This window comes from Limnohabitans sp. (genome assembly GCF_034680285.1).
GTDB lineage: Bacteria > Pseudomonadota > Gammaproteobacteria > Burkholderiales > Burkholderiaceae_C > Limnohabitans_A.
Genome location: NZ_JAXITC010000003.1, coordinates 158,589 through 179,990, shown reverse-complemented (window position 1 = coordinate 179,990; position 21,402 = coordinate 158,589). Strand labels below are relative to the sequence as shown.

Genomic DNA, 21,402 nt, shown 5'->3' with positions numbered 1-21,402 from the left:
ACGCACTCAAAACTCAAACGCGGAACGACTCACCGCAACCGCAGCGGTCACGCTCGTTGGGGTTGTTGAAGCGGAAGCCCTCGTTCAGGCCTTCGCGCACGAAGTCGAGTTCGGTACCGTCGATGTAGGCCAGGCTTTTAGGGTCCACCAGCACCTTGACGCCGTGACCTTCAAAGACCACGTCTTCCGGGGCGATCTCGTCCACGTACTCGAGCTTGTAAGCCAAGCCCGAACAACCCGTGGTCTTGACGCCCAGGCGCACACCGACACCCGAGCCACGCTTGGCCAGGTACCGGGTCACATGCCGCGCAGCGGCGGCAGACAGTGAGATGGCCATGTCAGTTCAGGTGTTTCTTTTTGTAGTCGTCCACTGCGGCCTTGATGGCGTCTTCGGCCAAGATGGAGCAGTGGATCTTGACGGGCGGCAGCGCCAGCTCTTCGGCGATTTGGCTGTTCTTCAGAGCAGCTGCTTCGTCGAGTGTCTTGCCCTTGACCCACTCTGTCACGAGCGAGCTGGAGGCGATGGCCGAGCCGCAGCCGTAGGTTTTGAAGCGTGCGTCTTCGATCACGCCGGTGGTCGGGTTGACCTTGATCTGCAACTTCATCACGTCGCCGCAAGCTGGCGCACCGACCATGCCGGTGCCCACGCTGTCGTCGCCCTTGTCAAAAGAGCCCACGTTGCGGGGGTTTTCGTAGTGGTCAACCACTTTTTCAGAATAAGCCATGGTGTTTTCTCCGTATTCAGGTCAATGTGAACTCAGTGGGCAGCCCACTGGATGGTGCTCAGATCGATGCCATCCTTGTGCATTTCCCACAGGGGGCTGAGATCGCGCAGCTTGGCCACGTTCTCGCGGATGGTCTGGATCGCGTAGTCGATGTCTTCTTCGGTGGTCCAGCGGCCAATCGTCATGCGCAGGCTGCTGTGGGCCAATTCGTCGCTGCGGCCCAGGGCGCGCAGCACATAGCTGGGCTCCAGGCTGGCCGAGGTGCAGGCCGAGCCGGACGATACCGCCAAGCCCTTGATGCCCATGATGAGCGACTCGCCTTCGACGAAGTTGAAGCTCATGTTGATGTTGTGCGGCACGCGCTGGGTGGCGTGGCCGTTCAAAAACACCTGCTCCATGTCGCTCAGGCCGTTGATCAGTCGGTCGTGCAAGGCACGCGCTTTGGCGTTGTCCTGGGCCATTTCCAGCTTGGCGATGCGGAACGCTTCGCCCATGCCGACGCACTGGTGGGTGGGCAAAGTGCCCGAGCGCATGCCGCGCTCGTGACCGCCGCCGTGCATTTGCGCTTCCAAGCGAATACGGGGCTTGCGGCGCACATACAAAGCGCCAATGCCTTTGGGGCCGTAGGTTTTGTGCGAGGCCAAGCTCATCAAATCGATGGGCAGTTGGGTCATGTCGATCTCGACCTTGCCCGTGGCTTGCGCGGCATCGACGTGGAAGACGATGCCTTTTTCGCGGCACAGGTTGCCAATGGCGGTCACGTCCTGGATCACGCCGATTTCGTTATTCACGAACATCACGCTGATCAGGACGGTGTCGGGGCGGATGGCGGCTTTGAGCGCATCCATGTTCAGCAAGCCATCGGCCTGCACGTCGAGGTAAGTGACTTCAAAACCCTGACGCTCCAGCTCACGCATAGTGTCCAGCACGGCTTTGTGTTCGGTCTTCACGGTGATCAGGTGCTTACCGCGTGACTTGTAGAAGTTCGCTGCGCCCTTGATGGCCAGGTTGTTGGATTCGGTGGCACCGCTGGTCCAGACGATTTCGCGGGGGTCGGCACCGATCAGGTCAGCCACTTGCTCGCGGGCTGTTTCAACGGCGGCTTCGGCTTCCCAGCCCCAGGCGTGGCTGCGGGATGCGGGGTTGCCAAAGTGCTCACGCAACCAAGGCACGATGGCGTCCACCACACGGGGATCGCAAGGGTTGGTGGCGCCGTAATCAAGATAGATGGGGAAATGAGGTGTGGTCATGGTCTGTTCTTCTTCAGGAATCAGGATTTGGCGAACATATTGCCCAGGTCGAACACCGAGTTGGGCACATTCACGCGGATCGGTTGGCTGATCGGCATGGGGGCGATGGCCCGCTTGATGCTGGGTTTGTTTTCAACGACCAGGCCTTTGGCCAATTGGTCGTCCACCAACTTTTGCAGGGAAACGGAATCGAGGAACTCGACCATTTTGGAATTCAATGAAGCCCAAAGGTCGTGTGTCATGCAACGGCCTTCACCGCCGTTGCAGTTTTCCTTGCCGCCGCAGTGGGTGGCATCGATGGGCTCGTCCACCGACAAAATGATGTCGGCCACCGTGATTTCAGTCGATTTGCGGCCCAAGGTGTAACCGCCGCCAGGCCCGCGGGTGGACTCGACCAGGTTGTGGCGGCGAAGCTTGCCAAACAACTGCTCTAAATAAGACAGTGAAATCTGTTGGCGCTGGCTGATGGCGGCCAAGGTCACAGGGCCCGCATCTTGGCGCAAGGCCAGATCGATCATGGCTGTGACGGCGAAACGGCCTTTGGTGGTTAAACGCATGGCAGACTCCTGAAGTGAGGGGGTTGCTGGGTCAGGGGAACAAGGAGTTCCCGACTAAGCAAGTCAAGTATAAAGCAAACCCGATTAAAACACTCGGGTTAAAGGGGCATTGGCTTCATTCTCAGGCCCGGATCAGGGGCACGATGTTGTCCCCACCCGTAGCGCCAAAGGCCTGCTCTTTCAAAATGGTCAACTGGTCGCGTACCTGAGCGGCTTTCTCGAACTCCAGGTTGCGCGCGTGCTCCATCATTTGCTTTTCCAGCTGTTTGATGGCCCGAGCGATGTCTTTCTCGCTCATGTCTTCCACCTTGGCCCGCTGCATCGCGGCTTGTTCCAAGCGTTCGGCCTCTTTGCCCGACTTCTCGCTGTAAACGCCGTCGATCAGGTCTTTCACTTTTTTGACAATGCTCTTGGGCGTGATGCCCATGGCCTCGTTGTGCGCCACCTGCTTGATACGTCGGCGCTCGGTCTCGCCCATGGCTTTTTTCATCGACTCGGTCACACGGTCGGCATACAAAATGGCGCGGCCATTCAGATTTCGGGCCGCTCGGCCGATGGTCTGGATCAAACTCCGTTCGGAGCGTAAGAAACCCTCTTTGTCCGCATCCAAAATGGCCACCAGCGACACCTCTGGAATGTCCAAGCCCTCGCGCAGCAAGTTGATGCCCACCAGCACGTCAAACGCCCCCAGGCGCAAGTCACGCAAAATTTCCACCCGCTCCACCGTGTCCACATCGCTGTGCAGGTAGCGCACCTTCACACCGTTGTCGCTCAGGTAATCGGTGAGCTGCTCCGCCATGCGCTTGGTCAGCGTGGTGATCAGCACGCGCTCGTGCTTGTCCACCCGGATTCGGATTTCCTGCAGCACGTCGTCCACTTGGTGGGTAGCAGGCCGCACTTCCACCTCAGGATCAACCAAGCCCGTCGGCCTGACCACCTGTTCCACCACTTTGCCCGCATGCGTTTTTTCGTAGTCGGCGGGCGTGGCCGAAACAAAGATGCACTGGCGCATGCGTTTCTCAAACTCCTCAAACTTGAGGGGGCGGTTGTCCAAGGCACTGGGCAGTCGAAAGCCGTATTCCACCAAGGTGGTCTTGCGGGCCCGGTCGCCGTTGTACATGGCGTTGAGCTGGCCAATCATTTGGTGACTCTCGTCCAAGAACATGATGGCATCGGGTGGCATGTAGTCGGTGAGCGTGCTGGGTGCATCGCCCGGGGCGGCACCAGACAAGTGTCGGGTGTAGTTTTCAATGCCCTTGCAGTGCCCCACTTCGGACAGCATTTCCAGGTCAAACCGGGTGCGCTGCTCCAATCGCTGGGCTTCCACCAACTTGCCCATCCCCACCAACTCCTTCAGGCGCTGGGCCAATTCGACCTTGATGGTTTCCACCGCCGCCAGTACCTTGTCGCGCGGCGTCACATAGTGGCTAGAAGGGTAAACAGTGAAGCGCGGAATCTTTTGGCGAATGCGCCCTGTGAGCGGATCAAACAGCTGCAAGCTCTCGATCTCGTCGTCGAACAGCTCGATGCGGATGGCCAGCTCAGAATGTTCGGCCGGGAACACGTCAATGGTGTCGCCGCGAACACGGAATTTACCTCGGCTGAATTCCATGTCGTTGCGCTGGTACTGCATGCGGATCAGCTGCGCGATCACATCGCGTTGGCCCAGCTTATCGCCCGTGCGCAGCGTCATGATCATGCGGTGGTAACTCTCAGGCTCACCAATGCCGTAAATGGCAGATACCGTGGCCACGATCACCACATCACGCCGCTCCATGATGCTTTTGGTACACGACAGTCGCATCTGCTCGATGTGCTCATTGATCGCGCTGTCTTTTTCAATGAACAAATCGCGCTGGGGCACATAGGCCTCAGGCTGGTAGTAGTCGTAATAGCTGACGAAGTACTCGACCGCGTTTTTAGGGAAAAACTCACGGAACTCACTGTAGAGCTGCGCCGCCAATGTTTTGTTGGGCGCGAACACAATGGCCGGACGGCCCACCTGAGCGATCACATTGGCCATGGTGAAAGTCTTACCCGAGCCCGTCACGCCCAGCAAAGTCTGGAACACCTCGCCGTCGTTCACCCCCTCGACCAACTGTTCAATCGCCACAGGCTGGTCTCCCGCAGGCGGGTACGGCTGGTAAAGCTCGAAAGGCGAACCAGGGTAGCTGATGAATTGGCCCGCAGCGTAGGGGTCAGCGTCAGGCACAACTTCAAGAACTGGGATTTCAGACACGGTGGACTTCTTTTGTAAGGGACTGTGGGCCAAACCAGGCAACAGGGGCCGTTAAAATAAGGGACAACCCGAAAGCCTAACCGAGGAACGGGTTTCCTGCCACCCATGAACACAATCCAAGGACTTTCCATGTCTCTGTTTTCCGCCGTCGAAATGGCCCCCCGTGACCCGATCCTGGGCCTGAATGAACAATTCAACGCCGACACCAACCCCAACAAGGTGAACCTGGGCGTGGGCGTGTACTTCGACGACAACGGCAAGCTGCCCCTGCTGCAGTGCGTTCAAGCGGCTGAAAAAACCATGATGGCCACCCCTTCGGCCCGTGGTTATCTGCCGATCGACGGTATCGTGGCCTATGACAACGCGGTCAAAGCACTGGTCTTTGGCGCTGACTCTGACGTGGTCAAGTCTGGGCGTGTCTCCACCGTGCAGGCCATCGGCGGCACGGGTGGCCTGAAGATCGGCGCCGACTTTTTGAAGAAAATCAGCCCCAATGCCAAAGTCCTGATCTCTGACCCCAGCTGGGAAAACCACCGTGCCATTTTTGTTAACGCCGGTTTTGAAGTCGGCGCCTACGCCTACTACGACGCGGAAAAGCGTGGTGTGAACTTCGACGGCATGCTGGCCAGCCTGAACGCGGCAGCGCCCGGCACCATCGTTGTACTGCATGCTTGCTGCCACAACCCCACCGGCTACGACATCACCGACGCCCAATGGCAACAGGTCATCGCTGTCGTGAAAGCCAAGGGCCTCACGGCCTTCCTCGACATGGCCTACCAAGGCTTTGGACACGGCATCGCCGAAGACGGCGCGGTGATTGGCCAATTTGTGGCAGCGGGCCTGAACATCTTCGTCTCGACATCTTTCTCGAAGAGCTTCAGCCTCTATGGCGAGCGCGTAGGCGCCCTGTCGGTTGTGGCCAATGACAAAGAAGAGGCTTCGCGCGTGCTGAGCCAGCTCAAAATTGCGATCCGCACCAACTACTCCAATCCACCCATCCATGGTGGTGCCGTGGTAGCTGCCGTGTTGAACAACCCCGAGCTGCGCGCTCAGTGGGAAAGCGAATTGGCCGAAATGCGTGTGCGCATCAAGGCCATGCGCCAAAAATTGGTGGACAGCCTCAAGGCTGCGGGTGTGAAGCAAGACATGAGCTTCATCACGACGCAGATCGGCATGTTCAGCTACTCGGGCCTCACCAAAGACCAAATGGTGCGTCTGCGCAGCGAGTTTGGCGTGTACGGCACCGACACTGGCCGCATGTGCGTGGCTGCGCTCAACAGCAAAAACATCGACTATGTTTGCGCCGCGATCGCCAAAGTCATCTGAAATTGACGCCAATCAAGGCTGACACCCGGCTTGCAACCGCCCCCGACGGGGCGGTTTCTTTTTGGACGGTCGGGAAAGTGACTGCCAATTAGGGGAGCCACTCAAAAAATACCGTGCGGTCTCCTGTAGTATTGCTGCACCGCACCATTTTGTTGCAAGGGAAATGCCAAATGCTTTATCAGATTTTTGAAACTCAACGCTCGATCATGGAGCCTTTTTCCGATCTGGCACAAGCAGCAGCGAAACTCTTCAGCAACCCCCTGAACCCCATGTCCCAGACGCCATTGGCGCAACGCACATCAGCGGGTTACGCCCTGATGCACCGCTTGGGCAAGGACTACGAAAAGCCAGAATTCGGCATCAAGACCGTCAAGGTCAACCAGACCGACGTGGCCATTCACGAACGCATCGAGATCGACAAGCCTTTTTGCGAACTGCGCCGCTTCAAACGCTTCTCGGACGATCCAGCCACGCTGACACAACTCAAGGCCCAACCTGCCGTGCTGATCGTGGCCCCCTTGTCCGGTCACTACGCCACTTTGTTGCGCGACACGGTCAAAACCATGCTGCAAGACCACAAGGTCTACATCACCGATTGGAAGAACGCCCGTTTGGTCCCCCTGGAAGAGGGTGAATTCCATTTGGATGACTACATCAACTACGTGCAAGAGTTCATCCGTCACCTGCAATCGATCTATGGCAACTGCCACATCGTGAGCGTGTGCCAGCCTACCGTGCCCGTCATGGCTGCCGTTTCGCTCATGGCCAGCCGTGGTGAGAAGACACCGCTGACCATGACCATGATGGGTGGCCCGATCGACGCTCGCAAATCACCCACCTCGGTGAACAACCTGGCCACCAACAAAAGCTTTGAGTGGTTTGAGAACAACGTCATCTACCGCGTGCCAGCCAACTTCCCAGGCGCGGGTCGTCGTGTGTACCCCGGTTTCTTGCAGTACACCGGTTTCGTGGCCATGAACCCCGATCGTCATGCCAAGAGCCATTACGACTACTTCAAAGACTTGATCAAGGGTGACGACGCCAGCACAGAAGCGCACCGCAAGTTTTATGACGAGTACAACGCCGTGCTCGACATGGATGCCGATTACTACTTGGAAACCATCGCGACCGTGTTCCAGGACTTCAAACTGGTCAACGGCACTTGGGACGTCAAGGGCGTGGACGGCAAAGTAGAACGCGTTCGCCCACAAGACATCCAAGGCACCGCCCTGATGACGGTGGAAGGCGAGCTGGACGACATCTCAGGCTCCGGTCAGACCCGCGCTGCGCAAGACATGTGCACAGGCGTTGCCGCCCAGGACCGTTTGCACTTGGAAGTGCCAGGCGCAGGTCACTACGGCATTTTCAGTGGCAGCCGCTGGCGCAAGGTGGTGTACCCGCAAGTGGTCGAGTTCATCAAAAGCCACGTCGCGCCTGCAACAGCAAAGTCCGCCCCGATCAAAGCCAAAGCTGCCGCCAAACCGGTTGCCGTCAAGCCAGAGACCATTGCCACCAAAGCCGTGACCAAACCGGCCGTCAAACCCGCTGCCAAAGCGGCGGTTAAGGCACCTGCAAAAGCAGCGGCAAAAGCAGCGACCAAGACGACTGCCAAACCAGTGGCCAAGGCCAGTGCCCCGGCAGTCAAAACCACATGGGTTGCGCCCAAGAAAAAAGCCTGAGGTCCATGCCAAACCTCAAAGAAACAGCGCCTGAAACCCAGGCGCTTTTTCAATGTCTGAACGACGCGCTGCCGCAAACGCAGTGCACTCGCTGCGGCTACCCCGACTGCGCCAGCTATGCCCTGGCCATGGCACAGGGCGAGGCCGCGATCAACCAATGCCCACCCGGCGGAAAAGCAGGCATTGAGCGGCTGGCACAACTCACCGGACTGCCGGTTGTACCCCTGAACCCGGACCATGGGACAGAGGGCCCAAGACAAATCGCCATCATCGACGAGGCTTGGTGCATCGGCTGCACGCTGTGCATCAAAGCGTGCCCGACCGATGCCATCTTGGGCGCCAACAAGCTCATGCACACCGTGATCGAGCCCTGGTGCACAGGCTGCGAGCTGTGCATCCCGGTTTGCCCGGTGGATTGCATCCAATTGGAAAACGTGACGGGTGCGCAAACCGGTTGGGCCGCATGGTCAACCGAGCAAGCGCTCACCGCACGCCATCGCTACCAATCACGCCAGCAGCGCCTTGTGCGCGAAGAACAAGAGCACCAAAAGCAATTGCAAACCAAGGCCGAGCACAAACTGGCGGACTTGGCCACACACACCAAGGGCACAGACATGCCACCCGAAGTGGACCGCAAGCGCGCCATCATCGAAGCGGCACTGGCCAAAGCAAAAGCCCGACAAACCGGGGTCTGACGGGCTTTGGAAAGACCGTGTCAGGGCTAAAGCTCTGACCTGAAAACGCTGCAACTCAGCCCTTCAGGGCCACACAACTCAGTGCGCGTTGCTGGCCAAAGCCGCAAAGGCCTTGACCACTTCCACCGGGGCCTGCACCAACTCGATCAACACGCCCTCGCCCCCAATCGGGAATTCTTCGTTCGCCTTGGGGTGCAAAAACGTGATATCAAAACCGGCCGCGCCCTTGCGGATGCCGCCGGGTGCAAAGCGCACACCTTGCGAAGTCAGCCATTCCACCGCCACCGGCAAGTCGTCAATCCACAAGCCAATGTGGTTGAGCGGCGTGGTGTGCACGGCGGGTTTTTTATCAGGGTCCAGCGGCTGCATGAGATCGACCTCGACTTTGAACGGGCCAGTGCCAATCGCACAGATATCCTCGTCCACGTTCTCGCGTTCGCTTTTGAAGGTGCCAGTCACCTCCAGACCAAACATGTCGACCCAGAGTTTTTGCAAGCGGCCCTTGTCAGGCCCGCCGATGGCGATCTGCTGGACGCCCAGCACTTTGAAGGGGCGCTGGATGGTCATTTATTCGAACTCCACGATCATCTGGTCCACGGTGAGTGATTCGCCTTTGGATGCGACCACTTTCTTGACCACGCCATCTGCGGCGGCAAAGAGCACGTTTTCCATCTTCATGGCTTCAATCACGGCCACACGCTCACCGGCTTGCACCTTCTGGCCCACGGACACCGCCACATCGACCAGCAAACCGGGCATGGGCGACAAGACAAAGCGACTCAGGTCTGGTGGGGCCTTGTAGGGCATGAGTTTGTGCAGCTCAGCCATGCGCGGCGACATCACCAGTGCTTCGATCCGAGTACCGTTGTGTTGCACTTGCAAAGCCAGCGGGTTCTTCAGGGTGCCACGCTCGACTTGCGCTGTGAAGGGCTTGCCGTTGCAGGTGCCTTCAATCCGAATGTCGTTCAGACGCGAATTGCTGGCGATGGCGTAGGTTTTGCCATTCACCGTGATCTGCGCTTCGCCGTGCTTGCCCGTGAACTCGGCCACATGAACAGGTACATATCGGTTCTGGCCTGATTTGCCCAGCTCCACCACTGCATAGTCTTGCCCCACTTGCACGTCATAGCCCGGCAACTGGCCACTCAAACCTGCGGCACGCTCGCGCGACTTGCGGCGCACGAATGCTGCCAAGGCCGCTAAGAAATCGTGGTCATCGTGCGGCACGTCTTCGGCGCGGAAGCCTTGGCTGTACTGCTCGGCAATGAAGCCGGTGTTGAAGTCACCCGACACAAAACGGGGGTGCGCCAACAAAGCGGCCTGGAATGGGATGTTCGAGCTGATGCCGCGAATGACAAAACCATTCAAGGCTTCGCGCATTTTGGCAATCGCCTCATTGCGGTCTTTGCCGTGCACGATCAGTTTGGCGATCATCGAGTCGTAGAACATCGGAATCTCGCCGCCGTCTTGCACGCCCGTGTCCACACGCACACCCTGCAGGTCAGTCGTATTGCCTTGGAACATGGTTTGCTTGGGTGTCTGAAAACGCACCAAACGACCTGTCGAGGGCAAGAAGTTGCGGAAGGGGTCTTCGGCGTTGATGCGGCACTCGATGGACCAACCATCGCGTTTGACATCGGCTTGGCCAAAGGCCAGCTTCTCGCCAGCGGCGACGCGGATCATCTGCTCGACCAAATCCAGACCGGTGATGGCCTCGGTCACCGGATGCTCCACCTGCAAACGTGTGTTCATCTCAAGGAAGTAGAAGCTTTGGTCTTTGCCGACCACAAACTCCACCGTACCAGCCGATTGGTATTTCACGGCCTTGGCCAGCTGCACCGCTTGCTCGCCCATGGCTTTGCGGGTGGCTTCGCTGATGAAAGGTGACGGTGCCTCTTCGATCACTTTTTGGTGGCGGCGCTGGATCGAGCACTCGCGCTCGTTCAAATACACCACATTGCCATGGCTGTCGCCCAGCACCTGGATTTCGATGTGACGGGGCTCTTCAACGAACTTCTCGATGAACACGCGGTCGTCACCAAAGCTGTTGCGCGCTTCGTTGCGGCAAGAGGTGAAGCCTTCAAACGCCTCTTTGTCGTTGAACGCCACACGAAGGCCTTTGCCGCCGCCGCCCGCAGATGCCTTGATCATCACGGGGTAACCGATGCCTTTGGCGATTTCAACCGCTTTTTCTGCGGTCTCGATGGCATCGTTCACGCCCGGAATGCAGTTCACGCCCGCAGCGCCAGCCAACTTCTTCGATTCGATCTTGTCGCCCATGGCGGCAATCGAAAAGTGACGCGGTCCTATGAAGGCAATGCCTTCGTCTTCGCAGCGCTTGGAGAACTCGGCGTTCTCGCTCAAGAAGCCGTAGCCGGGGTGAATGGCTTGAGCGCCTGTGGCCTTAGCAGCCGCGATGATTTTGTCAGCGACCAAATACGACTCGCGCGAGGGCGCTGGACCAATCAAAACAGCCTCGTCGGCCAATTGGACATGGCGGGCTTCTTTGTCGGCTTCAGAATAAACGGCCACGGTTTTGATGCCCATCTTGTGAGCGGTGGCGATGACGCGGCAAGCGATTTCGCCACGGTTTGCAATCAGAATTTTTGTAAACATGTTCTTCTTCTCCTAGCGGCTTAGAGCGGAATGTTGCCGTGCTTGCGCCATGGGTTTTCGATCTTCTTGTCTTTCAACATCACCAGCGAGCGGCAGATGCGCTTGCGTGTTTCGTGCGGCTGAATGACGTCGTCGATGAAGCCGCGTGCCCCAGCCACAAAGGGGTTGGCAAAACGGGCTTTGTATTCGGCTTCTTTGGCGGCCAGTTTTTCGGGGTCGCCCTTGTCTTCGCGGAAGATGATTTCCACCGCGCCTTTGGCACCCATCACCGCGATTTCGGCGTTGGGCCAGGCAAAGTTCACGTCGCCGCGCAGGTGTTTAGATGCCATCACGTCATAGGCGCCGCCATAAGCCTTGCGGGTGATGACGGTGATTTTGGGCACCGTGCACTCCGCATACGCATACAACAACTTCGCGCCGTGCTTGATGATGCCGCCGTACTCTTGCGAGGTGCCAGGCATGAAACCGGGCACGTCCACAAAGGTGATCACGGGGATGTTGAAGGCATCGCAGAAGCGCACAAAGCGGGCGGCCTTGATGGAGCTCTTGATGTCCAAGCAACCCGCCAAAACCAAGGGCTGGTTGGCCACGATGCCCACAGTTTGACCTTCCATGCGGGCGAAACCAATCAGGATGTTCTTGGCGTAGTCGGGCTGCAGTTCAAAGAAGTCGCCATCGTCCACCGTTTTGACGATCAACTCCTTCATGTCATAGGCTTTGTTGGGGTTCTCGGGCACCAAGGTGTCGAGGCTCATGTCCAAACGGCCAGCGGGGTCGCCGCTGGCACGTACAGGCGCTTTTTCGCGGTTGTTGAGCGGCAGGTAATTGTAAAGACGGCGCAACATCAAAAGCGCCTCCACATCGTTCTCAAAAGCCATGTCGGCCACACCACTCTTGGTGGTGTGCGTCAATGCGCCGCCCAACTCTTCGGCCGTGACTTCTTCGTGGGTCACGGTTTTGACCACTTCAGGGCCCGTGACGAACATGTAAGAGGTGTCCTTGACCATGAAGATGAAGTCGGTCAGGGCTGGCGAGTACACCGCGCCACCGGCCGATGGGCCCATGATCATGCTGATCTGCGGCACCACACCACTGGCCATCACGTTGCGCTGGAACACGTCGGCATAACCACCGAGCGAGGCCACACCCTCTTGAATACGCGCACCGCCCGAATCGTTCAGGCCAATCACGGGAGCGCCGACTTTCATGGCTTGGTCCATGATTTTGCAAATCTTCTCGGCGTGTGTTTCGGACAAAGCGCCGCCGTACACGGTGAAGTCTTGGCTGAACACGAACACCAAGCGGCCGTTGATCATGCCGTAGCCGGTGACCACGCCGTCGCCGGGGATCTTGTTGCCTTCCATGCCAAAGTCGGTGCAGCGGTGCTCGACAAACATGTCCCACTCTTCAAAGGTGCCTTCGTCCAGCAAGACTTCGATGCGCTCGCGGGCCGTGAGCTTGCCTTTGGCGTGCTGCGCATCAATGCGCTTTTGCCCGCCACCCAAGCGGGCCGCAGCGCGCTTTTGTTCCAGTTGTTCAAGGATGTCTTGCATGGTGGTTCTCTTTTCTCCAGAAAAAATTCAAATTACGCCTGCACCTGGTAAGCGCTGAGCAGTTGACGGGCAGCCGTCGAAGCAGCCAGTTGGCCGCCTGCGACTTGTTGACTGAGCTGTGGCAGCAGCGATTGCACATGCGGCTGCGCCCGGAAATGGTGTTTGAGCCCCGCGTCGATGCGCTCCCACATCCACGACAGGGCTTGCTGTTGACGGCGCAAGGCCAATCGGCCATTGGCCGTTTGCAGACTTTGGAACTCGCTGACCGCCGCCCAAAAACCGTCCACGCCCTGGCCCAGCAAAGCGCTGAGCTGCACCACCTTGGGGTGCCACTGGGTGGTGTCGGCGTGTGCATGGCCCGAGCCACCGTGCATACCCAGCAACTGCAAAGCGCTGGTGATCTGAAGCTCGGCGCGGGTGGCCGCAATGGCATCGATGTCGGCTTTGTTGATGACGACCAAGTCGGCAATTTCCATCACGCCTTTTTTAATCGCCTGCAAATCGTCGCCTGCGTTGGGCAGCTGCATGAGCACGAACATGTCGGTCATGTTGGCCACGGCGGTCTCGGACTGGCCCACGCCCACGGTCTCGACGATCACCACGTCGTAGCCCGCCGCTTCGCACACCAGCATGGACTCGCGGGTTTTTTCAGCCACACCGCCCAAAGTGCCGCTGCTGGGGCTGGGGCGGATGTAGGCGCGCTCGTGCACGCTGAGCAACTCCATGCGGGTTTTGTCACCCAAGATGGAGCCGCCCGACACGGTGCTGGACGGGTCCACCGCCAGCACCGCCACGCGGTGGCCTTGACCAATCAGGTAGAGACCCAGCGCCTCAATGAAAGTGGACTTGCCCACGCCCGGGACGCCGCTGATGCCCAAACGGAAAGATTTCCCTGTGTGTGGCAGCATGACCGTGAGCAACTCGTCGACCAAGGCGCGGTGGTCCGCACGCGTGGATTCGAGCAGCGTGATGGCCTTGGCCATGGCGCGACGCTGCCCGGCAGCGTTGCCGTGCAACAGACCGTCGAGCAACTGCGCAGGACTCACCCGAGGGCCTTCTTGATCTGCTCCAGCACATCCTTGGCACTGACCGGGATCGGGGTGCCGGGGCCGTAGATGCCTTTAACACCCGCTTCGTACAACATGTCGTAGTCCTGACGCGGAATCACGCCGCCCACGAACACAATGATGTCGTCAGCGCCCTGCTTTTTGAGCTCGGCAATGATGGCGGGCACCAGGGTTTTGTGGCCTGCGGCGAGTGTCGAGACGCCCACGGCGTGCACATCGTTTTCAATCGCCTGGCGGGCGCACTCTTCGGGGGTCTGAAACAACGGGCCCATGTCCACGTCGTAGCCCAGGTCGGCAAACGCGGTGGCGACCACTTTGGCACCCCGGTCGTGGCCGTCCTGGCCGAGTTTGGAGATCATCACGCGGGGGCGACGGCCTTGTGCATCGGCAAAAGCGGCGATGTCGGCCTTGAGCTGGTTCCAGTACTCCATGGTGTCTCCCACGTTTTCGCCGTCGTCATAAGCCGCGGCGTACACGCCAGCGACCTTTTGTGTGTCGGCGCGGTGGCGACCGAAGGCTTTTTCCAGCGCGTCGGACACCTCGCCCACCGTGGCACGCAGGCGCACGGCCTGGATGGACAGGTCGAGCAAGTTGCCCTGGCCAGATTCGGCGGCTGCGCTCAAAGCGTCCAGCGCGGCCTGCACCTTGGCGCTGTCACGCGTCGCACGAATCTTGTTCAGGCGTTCAATCTGGCCGTCGCGCACCCGCACGTTGTCGATCGACAACGTTTCGATCGGGTCTTCTTTGGCCAGCTTGTATTTGTTCACGCCCACGATGACATCTTTGCCGGAGTCGATGCGGGCCTGCTTTTCAGCGGCCGCTCCTTCGATTTTGAGCTTGGCCCAACCACTGCCCACGGCCTTGGTCATGCCGCCCATGGCCTCGACTTCTTCGATGATGGCCCAGGCCTTGTCGGCCATTTCTTGGGTGAGCGACTCCATCATGTAAGAGCCAGCCCAGGGATCGATCACGTTGGTGATGTGCGTCTCTTCCTGAATGATGAGCTGCGTGTTGCGGGCAATGCGCGAGCTGAATTCGGTGGGCAGTGCGATCGCCTCGTCAAACGAGTTGGTGTGCAGTGACTGGGTGCCGCCAAACACGGCCGCCATGGCTTCGATGGTGGTGCGCACCACGTTGTTGTACGGGTCTTGCTCGGTGAGCGACCAGCCCGAGGTCTGGCTGTGTGTGCGCAGCATCAGGCTCTTGGGGTTCTTGGCGTCAAAGCCCTTCATGATGCGGCACCACAGTAGACGAGCCGCGCGCATCTTGGCGATCTCCAGATAGAAGTTCATGCCCACCGCCCAGAAGAAGGACAGGCGACCGGCGAACTCGTCGACGTCCATGCCCTTGGCAATCGCCGTCTTCACGTATTCCTTGCCATCGGCCAGGGTAAAGGCCATCTCCAGCGCTTGGTTGGCACCGGCTTCTTGCATGTGGTAACCCGAGATCGAGATCGAGTTGAACTTGGGCATGTTCTTGGCCGTGTACTCGATGATGTCACCGATGATCTTCATCGACGGCTCGGGCGGGTAGATGTAGGTGTTGCGCACCATGAACTCTTTCAGAATGTCGTTCTGAATCGTTCCTGAGAGTTTGTCTTGCGACACGCCCTGCTCCTCGGCCGCCACCACATAACCGGCCAGCACGGGCAACACCGCACCGTTCATGGTCATGGACACGCTGACCTTGTCGAGCGGGATCTGGTCAAACAAGATCTTCATGTCCTCGACCGAGTCAATCGCCACACCGGCTTTGCCCACGTCACCCGTCACGCGGGGGTGATCGGAGTCGTAGCCTCGGTGCGTGGCCAAGTCAAAAGCCACCGACACGCCCTGTCCGCCTGCGGCCAAGGCCTTGCGGTAAAAGGCGTTGGACTCTTCGGCGGTGGAGAAACCCGCGTATTGGCGGATCGTCCAAGGGCGCACAGCGTACATGGTGGCTTGCGGCCCCCGCAAGAAAGGCTCAAAGCCCGGCAGCGTGTTGGCGTAAGGCAGGTTGGCCGTGTCGGCCGCTGTGTACAAAGGCTTGACGACGATGCCGTCGGGTGTCTTCCAGTTGAGCGCGTTCACATCGCCACCAGGGGCGGATTTGACCGCAGCTTTTTGCCAGGCTTCCAGGTTGGAAGCGTTGAATTCAAAGGATTTGGACGTCATGGCGCTGTACTTTCGGGACAAAAATGGCTGAGACGGATTTTGGCAGCCCAGGGCTGCCTACCGGCTTACAAGTACCGTGATTCATAATTATTGATGCAAAATATTTTAACCGGCTTACAATTCAGCATCTGAAACGCCTGAAATACTTTGGGCCACGCCCGAACAGCACCCCTTCTAAATCAACCCATGTCCGCCCTGTCCCTCGCCCCCCGCGCCCTGTACGAAGAAGTTGCCGAACTGTTGCGGCAGCGCATCTTTGCGCGCGAATTGGAACCCGGCAGCTGGATCGACGAGTTACGCATTTCCGAGGCCTTGGGCATCAGCCGCACCCCGCTGCGTGAAGCTCTTAAGGTGCTGGCGGCAGAAGGCCTGGTGACCATGAAGGTGCGCCGGGGCGCTTATGTGACCGAGGTCAGCGAAAAAGACTTGCGCGATGTGTACCACTTGCTGGCCTTGCTCGAATCAGACGCGGCACGCGTGGTGGCCATCAAGGCCAGTGCCGATGAACTGCAGCAGATCGAATCGCTGCACCGTGACTTGGAACAGGCCACTGCCGACCGGGATCGGTTCTTTGACATCAACGAAGCCTTCCACATGCTGATTTTGGAGTTGGCGGATAACCGTTGGCGCAACCAGATGGTGGCCGATTTGCGCAAAGTGATGAAACTCAACCGGCACAGCTCTCTGTTCAAAGAGGGGCGCATTGTGCAATCGTTGGCCGAGCACAGCGCCATCGTGCAGGCATTGAAAGACCGTCAGCCCGAGCTGGCTGCGCAGCGCATGCAAGCCCACTTTACCCATGGGCTGGAAGCAGCTACCTGAAGCCGCGTTTCTACAAGGTGGAAAAATCACCGCCAATCCGTCAAAAAACCTGAATTTGGTAGGGACTTTCACTAAAATCACATTTCTGATGCTTTAGCCATAAAACGTGGCCATTTTCGAAAATGCTGAATATCCAAAACTTGCGCATCGGGACTCGACTGGGCATGTCCTTTGCCATTTTGCTGGCCTTGCTTGTCGCGATGGCTGCGGTCGGTATCCAAGAATTGGCCAAGGTTGCCAAAGACACGGAAATGATCGCGCATGACCGGCTGATCAAAGTCACCCTGGCACAAACGATCGAAAACGAAGTGAACCGGCAGTCCCGCGCGATTCGCACGGCTTTGATCGCCAACGACAAGAAAGTGGTCGCCGCCGAGTTGGAAAAAATCAAAGATTCCACACCTCGGATTACCGACGCAGTCAATCGGCTCCAAGCCACCGTGGACACAGCCGAGGGCCAAGAAGCATTGACGCGCCTGAACCAAGCCAGGAAAGTTTTCGAAGACCACGAGCACAAGCTCATCGATCTCATCAAGGCCAACCGCATTGAGCGAGGACAAGAGTACTTGGTCGAGGAAATGCTCAAGCCCCAAACGGACTACATCCTGAGCGTCGAAGCTTTGGCTGAAACAGAGAAAAAAGAGATTGAGGCTTTCGCAGTCGATGCGGCAGAAAACGCCTTATTGGGTCAAAACATCATGCTGACGATCGCGGTCATCGCCGTGGTCATCGCTTTGTTGGTGGCCTTGCTGACCACCCGCTCCATCACACAACCCTTGCAACAATTGCAAAACTTGTTGAGTGATGTTGAAAAAACCTCTGACTTCAGCAAGCGCATGGCGCAAGTCGGTAAAGACGAAGTCGCATTGACAGCGATCGCTTTCAACCAAATGCTCGATGCCCAACAACGGGCCATTCGGGAAGTCAACCAAGTGGTCTCGGCGATGGCCCAAGGCGACTTTGACACCCGCATCAGTACCGATTTGCGTGGCGATTTGGCCAACATGAAACAAGCGGTCAATGACAGTTCAGAAAGCGTCAAAGTCACCATGGCGGCTCTCAACGAGGTGATGCAATCCCTGCACGATGGTCATTTCGGTGTGCAGATTCAAGCCCAAGTCCATGGGCAATTCAAGGTCACCTTGGACCATGCTGCGAAGGCCACTGCAGCACTTCAAGCCATGATGGGTGATGTCGGCCAAGTGATGTCACGCGTTTCTCAAGGTGATTTGACCAGCCGGGTTCAAGCTTCAGGACGTGGTGATTTGGAACAGCTCAAGATCAACATCAACCAGTCTCTGGACACTCTGGCACGCACCTTGCGCGAAATCAACACCAACACCCAGTTGTTGGCCTCCCAAGCCACCCAAACCAACCAAGCCGTGTCACAAATTGCCTCAGGCGCAGACACGCAGACCACGTCCATCAGCCAAGTGGCCACAGCTCTGCGCATGAGTTCGGACTCCATTGCCGATGTGTCCAGCAACACCGAATCGGCCAGCTACCAATCCAGGGCGTCCGTGGCTTTGGTGCGCAGTGGCAAACAAAAAATGCTGCACATGGCCGAGGTCGTCAACAACATCGCGGCCAACTCCCAAAAGATCAACAAAATCTCAGAGGTCATCGAAAGCATTGCCAACCGAACGAATCTTTTGAGCCTGAACGCGGCCATCGAAGCGGCCCGCGCAGGTGAACAAGGCAAAGGCTTTGCCGTGGTCGCTGACGAAGTGGGCAAACTGGCCATCAGCAGTGCTGAAAGCACCAAAGAAATTGCGATTTTGGTCAAACAAGCCACCATCGAGGCACAACGTGCCGTTCAAACGGTCTCGGGCGTCAATGAAGACATGGACAAAATCGAAGCAGGCGCGGGTCAAACAGATGGCATGCTGCAACGCATTGCCGCAGCCGTCGAAGAGCAAAGCAGCGCCTTGCAAGAAATTGATGCCAACGTCGCCAACTTGAGCCACATTGCCGGCAACAACGCCGCAGCTGCCGACGAATTAACGGCCACAGCCCTTGAGTTGGAAAAAATTGCCGACAACAACCGCCGTGAAGTGGAGAAATTCCACTTTTAAGCAGCGCTCAGATCAGCGGCTACTGGGGCAGAACTCAAAACGCCCCTCGCCCTGAACAGGCAGACGGCCATGCCAAGCATCAGTCAGTGACCACCGCCCCCCGCGCCAAAGCTGCACGGGCCAAAGCCCAAACCTCACGCGGCGGCAAAGGCTTGAGCTTGTGGTCGCTCCAGACCTGACGCCACAAACGACCGCCTCGCTGACCGTGGTACAGGCCCAGCATGTGCCGGGCGATCGCATACCAAGGGCAGCCATCTTCGGCAAAAGCGCGCTCCATATAAGCGACCATGGCCTCTTCCACCGCTTCGCGGCTCGGCACTTCGTGGGCGTCGCCGTAAAAAGCGGCGTCCCAGGTGCTGAGCAGCCAAGGGTTGTAATAAGCCTCGCGCCCGATCATCACACCATCGGCGTGCTGCAAATGCAGGGCAATTTCTTCGTTTGTTTTGATGCCGCCGTTCACGGCGATCAGCAGCCCCGGAAAGTCCTTTTTGAGTTGGTAGGCCAGCTCGTAACGAAGCGGCGGAATCTCGCGGTTTTCCTTGGGGCTCAGACCATCGAGCCAGGCATTACGCGCATGGACGATGAAAACCTTGCACCCCGCTTCGCTCACCGTGCCGACAAAGTCGCGCACAAAGTCGTAGCTTTCGATGCGGTCAATGCCAATGCGGTGTTTAACGGTCACCGGCACATCCACCACGTCCAACATGGCTTTCACGCCATCGGCCACGGTGCGCGGCTCGTTCATCAGGCAAGCGCCAAATGCGCCGCGCTGCACGCGGTCTGAGGGACAACCGCAGTTGAGGTTGATCTCGTCGTAACCCCACTCTTGGCCCAACTTGGCGGCGTGGGCCAGGTCAGCAGCATTGCTGCCGCCCAGTTGCAGGGCCACGGGGTGCTCTTCGGCGTTGAAGCGCAGGTGCCGCTGCACACTGCCGTGGCGCAAGGCGCCGGTGGTCACCATCTCGGTGTAAAGCAGGGTGTGGCGGGTCAGCAGACGGTGAAAAAACCGGCAATGGCGGTCGGTCCAATCCATCATGGGCGCTACAGACAAGCGCCAGCGTTGGGTTTCGGGGAAATGCATGGGAGCTGATTATCCTTGGCTTGCTGCGGCCTTGAAAACAAACACTTACGCCTCATTTCAGCAGGGCGTTTAATGAACACAGTTCGTAAGCCTGACAATGATCGCTTGAGCAAGGAGAAATCGAAATGGGTGACACAACATTGTGGTGGGTTATGGCCGGTGTCTTGGTGGCACTGGAGTTGCTGACCGGCACTTTTTATCTCTTGATGTTGGGCTTGGGCGCCGTGGCTGCAGCCTTGGTGGCCATGGCAGGACTAGGCCTGAACACACAATTGGTCGCCGCAGCCATGGTGGGGGGCTTGGGGGCCGTCTTGCTGGGCCAATGGCGCAAGCGCCAAACCACCACGCCGCAAGAAGCAAATGACCAACATCTGGACTTGGGCGCCACCGTACAGGTCGATGCCTGGGATGCCCAGGGCAGCGCGCAAGTCAAACACCGAGGCGCAGCTTGGACAGCCGTGCTGGCTCCGGGTCAAACTGCTGCGCCGGGCGTTTACCGCATTCAGTCCATGGCGGGCAACCGCTTGGTGCTCGAAAAAATTTGAGCTTTTGACCATCCATTCATCACCAGGGAGAAAAATCATGGAAATTGCTGTAGTCCTCTTGATCATTGCAGTCTTGTTCATCGTCAAGACAGTCAAAGTGGTGCCACAACAAGAAGCATGGGTAGTCGAAAGGCTTGGGAAATTCCACGCCAGTCTGGCCCCCGGCCTGAACTTCGTGGTGCCCTTTGTGGACAACGTGATCCAAAAGCACAGCCTGAAAGAAATACCACTCGATGTCCCCAGCCAGATTTGCATCACGCGCGACAACACACAACTGCAGGTCGACGGGATTTTGTACTTTCAAGTCACTGACCCCAAATTGGCCAGCTACGGCTCTTCCAACTACATCGTGGCCGTGACGCAGCTGGCGCAAACCAGCCTGCGCAGCGTGATCGGCAAGCTGGAACTGGACAAAACCTTTGAAGAACGCGACATCATCAACGCGCAGGTGGTGGCCGCCATCGACGAAGCAGCGCTCAACTGGGGCGTGAAGGTGTTGCGTTACGAGATCAAAGACCTGACACCACCCAAAGAAATTTTGCTGGCCATGCAGTCGCAAATCACGGCTGAGCGCGAAAAGCGTGCGCTGATCGCAGCCTCTGAAGGTCGCCGACAAGAGCAGATCAACATCGCCACCGGCGAGCGCGAGGCCTTCATTGCCCGCTCAGAGGGCGAAAAGCAAGCTGCTATCAACAAGGCCCAAGGCGATGCGGCTGCCATCACCGAAATGGCCAACGCCACCGCGCAAGCCATCGAGCGCATCGCCACGGCCATCCGGCAGCCCGGGGGCGAGCAAGCGGTGCAGCTGAAAGTGGCTGAACAAGCCGTACAAGCTTATGCCAAGGTGGCGCAAGACGCCAAGACCACGCTGATCGTGCCGGGCAATATGAGCGAGGTCTCGGGCCTGATCGCTTCGGCCATGCAGATGGTGAGCACAGGCAAGCAAGCCAGCTGAAGCCGCCCTGCAGACGCAAAAAACCCGCCGAGGCGGGTTTTTTCGTGGGTACTGCTGACTTGCA

At 58.3% G+C, this 21,402-nt stretch carries 18 protein-coding genes; 7 read left to right on the top strand and 11 right to left on the bottom strand.

The window, feature by feature from the left end:
• Window positions 1-13 precede the first annotated feature (13 nt).
• From iscA to uvrB, 5 genes are all read right to left on the bottom strand, one after another.
• Complete coding sequence (gene iscA / locus SWE17_RS04165; RefSeq protein WP_019425275.1) at window positions 14-337, bottom strand: iron-sulfur cluster assembly protein IscA; 324 nt, start codon at window positions 335-337, stop codon at window positions 14-16.
• A 1-nt stretch (window position 338) separates the two neighbouring features.
• Window positions 339-725 (bottom strand): Fe-S cluster assembly scaffold IscU, encoded by a 387-nt coding sequence (iscU, locus tag SWE17_RS04160; protein ID WP_062405706.1) that lies wholly within the window; start codon window positions 723-725, stop codon window positions 339-341.
• Window positions 726-757: 32 nt separating this feature from the next.
• Window positions 758-1,975 (bottom strand): IscS subfamily cysteine desulfurase, encoded by a 1,218-nt coding sequence (locus SWE17_RS04155; RefSeq protein ID WP_322991859.1) that lies wholly within the window; start codon window positions 1,973-1,975, stop codon window positions 758-760.
• 20 nt (window positions 1,976-1,995) lie between these two features.
• Window positions 1,996-2,532 (bottom strand): Fe-S cluster assembly transcriptional regulator IscR, encoded by a 537-nt coding sequence (gene iscR, locus SWE17_RS04150; protein ID WP_100117564.1) that lies wholly within the window; start codon window positions 2,530-2,532, stop codon window positions 1,996-1,998.
• Between the two features lie 121 nt (window positions 2,533-2,653).
• Entirely contained in the window at window positions 2,654-4,762 is a 2,109-nt protein-coding gene (gene uvrB, locus SWE17_RS04145; RefSeq protein ID WP_416234965.1) for an excinuclease ABC subunit UvrB, read from the bottom strand.
• A gap of 138 nt (window positions 4,763-4,900) precedes the next feature.
• Between uvrB and SWE17_RS04140 the strand changes: the two genes are divergently transcribed.
• The 3 genes from SWE17_RS04140 to rsxB all read left to right on the top strand — a co-directional run bounded on the left by SWE17_RS04140 (window position 4,901) and on the right by rsxB (window position 8,471).
• The gene (locus tag SWE17_RS04140) at window positions 4,901-6,097 is read left to right on the top strand and encodes an amino acid aminotransferase (protein WP_322991857.1); all 1,197 of its coding nucleotides are present in this window, start codon (window positions 4,901-4,903) and stop codon (window positions 6,095-6,097) included.
• Between the two features lie 170 nt (window positions 6,098-6,267).
• On the top strand, window positions 6,268-7,776 hold the full coding sequence (locus SWE17_RS04135; protein ID WP_322991856.1) for a polyhydroxyalkanoate depolymerase: 1,509 nt from the start codon (window positions 6,268-6,270) through the stop codon (window positions 7,774-7,776).
• Between the two features lie 5 nt (window positions 7,777-7,781).
• A complete protein-coding gene (gene rsxB / locus SWE17_RS04130; protein ID WP_322991855.1) occupies window positions 7,782-8,471 on the top strand; it encodes an electron transport complex subunit RsxB in 690 nt (229 codons plus the stop codon).
• Window positions 8,472-8,549: 78 nt separating this feature from the next.
• Here rsxB and SWE17_RS04125 read toward each other — a convergent pair whose 3' ends face one another.
• Genes SWE17_RS04125 through scpA form a run of 5 tightly spaced genes read right to left on the bottom strand, consistent with a single transcriptional unit; the run spans window position 8,550 to window position 15,860 of the window.
• Window positions 8,550-9,038, bottom strand: a complete 489-nt coding sequence (locus tag SWE17_RS04125; RefSeq protein ID WP_322991854.1) for a VOC family protein — start codon at window positions 9,036-9,038, stop codon at window positions 8,550-8,552.
• A complete protein-coding gene (locus tag SWE17_RS04120; RefSeq protein WP_322991853.1) occupies window positions 9,039-11,087 on the bottom strand; it encodes an acetyl/propionyl/methylcrotonyl-CoA carboxylase subunit alpha in 2,049 nt (682 codons plus the stop codon).
• A 20-nt stretch (window positions 11,088-11,107) separates the two neighbouring features.
• The gene (locus tag SWE17_RS04115; protein WP_322991852.1) at window positions 11,108-12,640 is read right to left on the bottom strand and encodes an acyl-CoA carboxylase subunit beta; all 1,533 of its coding nucleotides are present in this window, start codon (window positions 12,638-12,640) and stop codon (window positions 11,108-11,110) included.
• Window positions 12,641-12,672: 32 nt separating this feature from the next.
• A complete protein-coding gene (gene meaB / locus SWE17_RS04110; protein WP_322991851.1) occupies window positions 12,673-13,686 on the bottom strand; it encodes a methylmalonyl Co-A mutase-associated GTPase MeaB in 1,014 nt (337 codons plus the stop codon).
• Window positions 13,683-15,860 carry a methylmalonyl-CoA mutase gene (gene scpA, locus SWE17_RS04105; RefSeq protein WP_322991850.1) on the bottom strand — a complete coding sequence of 726 codons (2,178 nt, stop codon included), beginning with the start codon at window positions 15,858-15,860 and terminating at the stop codon, window positions 13,683-13,685. Before scpA ends, meaB begins: the two co-directional genes overlap by 4 nt.
• 186 nt (window positions 15,861-16,046) lie before the next feature.
• Between scpA and SWE17_RS04100 the strand changes: the two genes are divergently transcribed.
• Window positions 16,047-16,682 carry a GntR family transcriptional regulator gene (locus SWE17_RS04100; RefSeq protein ID WP_322991849.1) on the top strand — a complete coding sequence of 212 codons (636 nt, stop codon included), beginning with the start codon at window positions 16,047-16,049 and terminating at the stop codon, window positions 16,680-16,682.
• A 122-nt stretch (window positions 16,683-16,804) separates the two neighbouring features.
• On the top strand, window positions 16,805-18,757 hold the full coding sequence (locus SWE17_RS04095) for a methyl-accepting chemotaxis protein (RefSeq protein ID WP_322991848.1): 1,953 nt from the start codon (window positions 16,805-16,807) through the stop codon (window positions 18,755-18,757).
• Between the two features lie 79 nt (window positions 18,758-18,836).
• Here the strand turns inward: SWE17_RS04095 and dusA are convergent, their stop codons facing one another.
• Window positions 18,837-19,838 (bottom strand): tRNA dihydrouridine(20/20a) synthase DusA, encoded by a 1,002-nt coding sequence (gene dusA / locus SWE17_RS04090; protein WP_322991847.1) that lies wholly within the window; start codon window positions 19,836-19,838, stop codon window positions 18,837-18,839.
• A gap of 125 nt (window positions 19,839-19,963) precedes the next feature.
• On the opposite strand from dusA, the gene SWE17_RS04085 reads away from it, so the two are divergent.
• Window positions 19,964-20,383, top strand: coding sequence for an NfeD family protein (locus SWE17_RS04085; RefSeq protein WP_322991846.1), 420 nt, complete (start codon window positions 19,964-19,966; stop codon window positions 20,381-20,383).
• A gap of 37 nt (window positions 20,384-20,420) precedes the next feature.
• On the top strand, window positions 20,421-21,338 hold the full coding sequence (locus SWE17_RS04080; RefSeq protein WP_322991845.1) for a stomatin-like protein: 918 nt from the start codon (window positions 20,421-20,423) through the stop codon (window positions 21,336-21,338).
• Window positions 21,339-21,402: the final 64 nt, after the last annotated feature.